5 protein-coding genes are annotated in these 4239 nt (G+C 47.3%); 3 read left to right on the forward strand and 2 right to left on the reverse strand.

Translation table 11 applies throughout. The features are described 5' to 3' along the window. Positions 1 to 395 (reverse strand): LON peptidase substrate-binding domain-containing protein (locus tag WBV75_RS05795; RefSeq protein WP_424119699.1); only part of this gene is annotated, 395 nt, incomplete at its 3' end. Positions 396 to 521: 126 nt separating this feature from the next. Here WBV75_RS05795 and lysA point away from each other — a divergent pair. Both lysA and WBV75_RS05805 read left to right on the forward strand, forming a co-directional pair. Continuing rightward, positions 522 to 1784: a diaminopimelate decarboxylase gene (gene lysA / locus WBV75_RS05800; RefSeq protein ID WP_424119700.1), complete on the forward strand. Its 1263-nt coding sequence runs from the start codon at positions 522 to 524 to the stop codon at positions 1782 to 1784. A gap of 99 nt (positions 1785 to 1883) precedes the next feature. Continuing rightward, entirely contained in the window at positions 1884 to 2363 is a 480-nt protein-coding gene (locus WBV75_RS05805) for a thioredoxin family protein (RefSeq protein WP_424119703.1), read from the forward strand. A 15-nt stretch (positions 2364 to 2378) separates the two neighbouring features. Here the strand turns inward: WBV75_RS05805 and guaB are convergent, their stop codons facing one another. Continuing rightward, positions 2379 to 3851 carry an IMP dehydrogenase gene (gene guaB, locus WBV75_RS05810; protein WP_424119701.1) on the reverse strand — a complete coding sequence of 491 codons (1473 nt, stop codon included), beginning with the start codon at positions 3849 to 3851 and terminating at the stop codon, positions 2379 to 2381. 193 nt (positions 3852 to 4044) lie between these two features. Between guaB and WBV75_RS05815 the strand changes: the two genes are divergently transcribed. Next, on the forward strand, positions 4045 to 4239 hold a 195-nt coding region (locus WBV75_RS05815), incomplete at its 3' end, for a hypothetical protein (RefSeq protein WP_424119702.1).

The following is a 4239-nucleotide window of genomic DNA, read 5'->3' on the forward strand; positions in this document are numbered from 1 at the left end:
AAGGGCAGCTCCATTAACCTGTAAAGTTCCCGGCAGGCCTCCAGTACTTTTTGGACCAGTTCCGGGTCACTATCCTGTACAGGATCCAGAAAAGCCACCTCACCCCCCGGATATAATTTATCATCCATCTGGGGGTCAAAGGTATTCACCTTGAAGACCTGCCGGGCCACACAGACAACATCCATAGCTCCATCTGCATAGGTATTGACAATTTCCTTGAGTTGTACTTCCGTACCGTAAGCCACAACATTGTTTATAAATACGGGAATGCCGAAGGTGATAGCTTCATTTTTGCAATCCTGAATCAGGGCTTTGTAGCGTTCTTCAAATATGTGCAGGGGTACTGTTTCTCCTGGAAAAAATACGGTCTGCAGTGGAAATAAAGGTATTCTCATAATACATTTAAAGATACGACCCCATGTACATTTTACCAAGTTTAAGCCTTCCTGATTCCATATTCGGATATCGCCGGCTGTTTTAAGGTCTTTCCTTTTTGCGCATCCCCTAAAAGTACCCTAGATTTGCTGAAAGCCCTACACGACGTGGATACAACTATTTTAAACCAGGTAGCAGCAGATTACGGAGCTCCGCTTTACGTTTACGATTCCGCCAGGATACAATCTCAATTTGAAAGGCTCACTGAGGCCTTTAAATCCGTGCCCAGGCTGAAGCTCAATTATGCAGCTAAAGCCCTTTCCAATATAAGTATCCTCAGGTTGATGAAACATTTGGGTAGTGGCCTGGATACCGTGTCTATTCAGGAGGTACGACTCGGGTTGCTCGCGGGCTTTGCCCCCGAGGATATCATCTATACCCCGAATGGCGTATCCCTGGGCGAATTGGAAGAAGCAGCTGCCCTGGGTGTACAAATAAATATAGACAACCTGTCCGTACTCGAGCAATTCGGGTCGAGGCATCCACAGGTCCCTGTTTGTATCCGGATCAATCCGCATGTTATGGCCGGGGGGCATTCGAAGATCTCCGTGGGCCATATCGATTCCAAATTCGGGATTAGCATTCACCAAATCCCCCATTTGTTGAGAATCGTGGAACTTACCGGGATGAAAATCAATGGGATTCATATGCACACGGGAAGTGATATCCTGGACATCGGGGTGTTCCTGTATGCCTCTGAGATCCTCTTCGAAACAGCCAAAAATTTTAAAGACCTGGACTTTATCGACTTTGGAAGCGGCTTTAAAGTACCCTACCGGGAGGGAGATATACAGACGAACGTGGAAGAACTGGGTGTTAAATTGGGTAACCGGTTTAACAAATTCTGTGAGGAATACGGGAAAGACCTGGTCCTGACCTTTGAACCGGGCAAATTTCTGGTCAGTCAGGCCGGGTATTTCGTGGCTCGGGTCAATGTGGTCAAACAAACGACGTCCACCGTTTTTGCACAAATTGATTCCGGTTTTAATCACCTCATAAGACCCATGTTTTATGGGGCATCCCATGAAATCACAAACATTTCAAACCCCAATGGGAAAGAGCGGTATTATTCCGTAGTGGGGTATATTTGTGAAACAGATACCTTCGGAAACAACCGGAGGATCAACGAGATATCAGAAGGTGACCTCCTGTGTTTCAAGAATGCGGGAGCCTATTGTTTCACCATGGCCAGCAATTACAATTCCAGATACAGGCCCGCCGAAGTCCTCTGGCATCAGGGCAAAGCACATCTGATCCGCGAGCATGAAACTTTTGAGGATATCACCCGAAACCAGGTAGATCCTGTAGGGCTATTTGAAGGTGTTGAAAGCGCAGTAAACACAAAATAAATAAGTGATTTAAACGTTAGGTTTTAAATGCATCCACGCACTATGAACAATGCCATGAAGAAGACGCTGTTTTTAACACTCCTGCCTTGTTTGTTCTTTATGACCTCTTACAGAACACAAGCCCAGGAAGTTTCCTGGATGTCCTGGGAAGAAGCCGTACAAAAAGTCGCTGAAGAAGGCGGACAAAAGAAAATCTTTATCGATGTATACACCGATTGGTGTGGATGGTGCAAGAAAATGGATAAAGACACCTTCCAGAATCCGGAAGTCGCTGCTTACATGTCCGAGAATTTCCACATGGTCAAATTAGATGCCGAGCAGAAAGATCCTATAGAATACGGTGGGAAGACCTACACCTATGTAGCCTCGGGGCGGCGTGGGTATCACCAGCTGGCCGCTGCCCTCCTAAAGGGACAGCTAAGCTACCCAACCGTGGTATTTCTCGATGAGGACCTGAGAATGCTATCCCCGGTTCCCGGGTATCAAAAACCGGGAGATTTTCTTAAAATCGCCAGGTATTTTGGGGAAGATATCTACAAGCAAAAGGACTGGGAGGCCTATACCGTAGAAGGCAAATAATCCTGTTTAGGTTCATCACCTGCTGTAATTCGGCGATTCTTTAGTAATAGTTACGTCGTGAGGGTGGCTCTCGTTAATGCCACTGGCCGTGATTTTTATAAACCTTCCATTTTCCTGCAGGGTGCGTATATCGCCCGCCCCACAATAGCCCATTCCTGCGCGTAGACCCCCGACAAACTGGTGGATACTTTCAAAAAGATCCCCCTTATAAGGCACCCTTCCCACAATCCCTTCCGGGACGAGTTTTTTAATATCGTCTTCAACATCCTGAAAATAACGGTCTTTCGAGCCGTGTTTCATCGCTTCCACAGACCCCATCCCCCTGTAGGACTTAAATTTGCGGCCTTCGTAAATGATAGTTTCCCCGGGAGATTCTTTAGTACCGGCCAACAGGGAACCGAGCATTACCGTATCCGCCCCTGCTGCAATGGCTTTGGGGATATCCCCGGTATAGCGAATCCCGCCATCGGCAATAACCGGTACACCACTGCCTTTTATCGCTTGTGCCACCTCGAGTACCGCTGAAAATTGAGGAAACCCTACGCCTGCAACAACCCGAGTAGTACAAATAGACCCAGGACCAATACCTACTTTAACGGCATCGGCGCCTGCATCTACCAGATAGCGGGCAGCTTCGGCTGTGGCAATATTCCCGACAATCACTTCGAGATTGGGAAAGCCTTTTTTGACGTCCTTGAGAATTTGCACTACCCCACGGGTATGTCCATGGGCCGTGTCGATCACAATAGCATCTACCCCGGCACCCACCAGGGCAGTGGCGCGTTCTACGGCATCCCCCGTCACTCCGATGGCAGCAGCTACACGCAGGCGCCCATAAGTATCTTTATTGGCAATAGGCTTCTGAGTGAGTTTAGTAATGTCCCTGAAAGTAATTAAACCGACCAGCTTATAATCGGCATCGACCACGGGAAGCTTTTCAATTTTATTTTCCTGCAGGATGTCTTCAGCCTCTTCCAAAGAAGTTCCCTGTCCTACGGTAACCAGGTTTTCAGAGGTCATGACCTCTGAAATAGGCCTCTCGTTATTTTTCTCAAACCGCAAATCCCTATTGGTAACAATCCCGATCAGGCGGCCCGCATCATCCACAATGGGAATACCGCCAATGCTGTGTTCCCGCATACTCGATTTGGCATCCTGAACGACAGCATCCAGGGGTAAGGTTACCGGATCGAGGATCATGCCGCTTTCAGCACGCTTCACTTTCCTCACCTTCATGGCCTGGCCTTCTATGCTCATGTTTTTATGCAAAACACCGATACCCCCTTCCCGGGCGATGGCGATGGCCATTCGGGATTCGGTCACGGTATCCATAGCCGCAGAAACAATCGGGATATTGATTTGAATATTGCGGGTAAACTGAGTTCGGATATCTACTTCTCTTGGGAGGACTTCTGAATAATTGGGAACCAGAAGAACGTCGTCGTAAGTGAGGCCTTCTCCCAGTATTTTGGCGCGGTGGGCTTCCATAGCAATTAAGGATTAATTGCGTGCAAAGATACTACTTTTCAAAGAAGGAAAGCGAATTGTATAATCGACCCGCCCAACTTTCGGGACACCATAAAAAATCCAGTGGTTTTAACATGGTTTCATTTGATGATTTAAGGCAGGTTTTTATATTTGCACTATATTTATTTAGATTTATTTTAAATAATAGTCCGCCATGAAAACCAACCTCAGCATCCTCTTTACCCTACTGACTACCCTCCTCTTTTCCCAACAACCAGATACTACTGCTTTGGGCACTCCTGTTTCCCTGAATGAGGTGGTCCTCGAAGCCCGGGTCATTTTCGGCAGTAAATTCGCCGCCCGCAATCGCACGGGGTCTTCCTATTATATTTCTCCGGAAGAAATTGAG

Source organism: Robiginitalea sp. (assembly GCF_049588695.1).
Taxonomy (GTDB): Bacteria; Bacteroidota; Bacteroidia; order Flavobacteriales; family Flavobacteriaceae; genus Robiginitalea.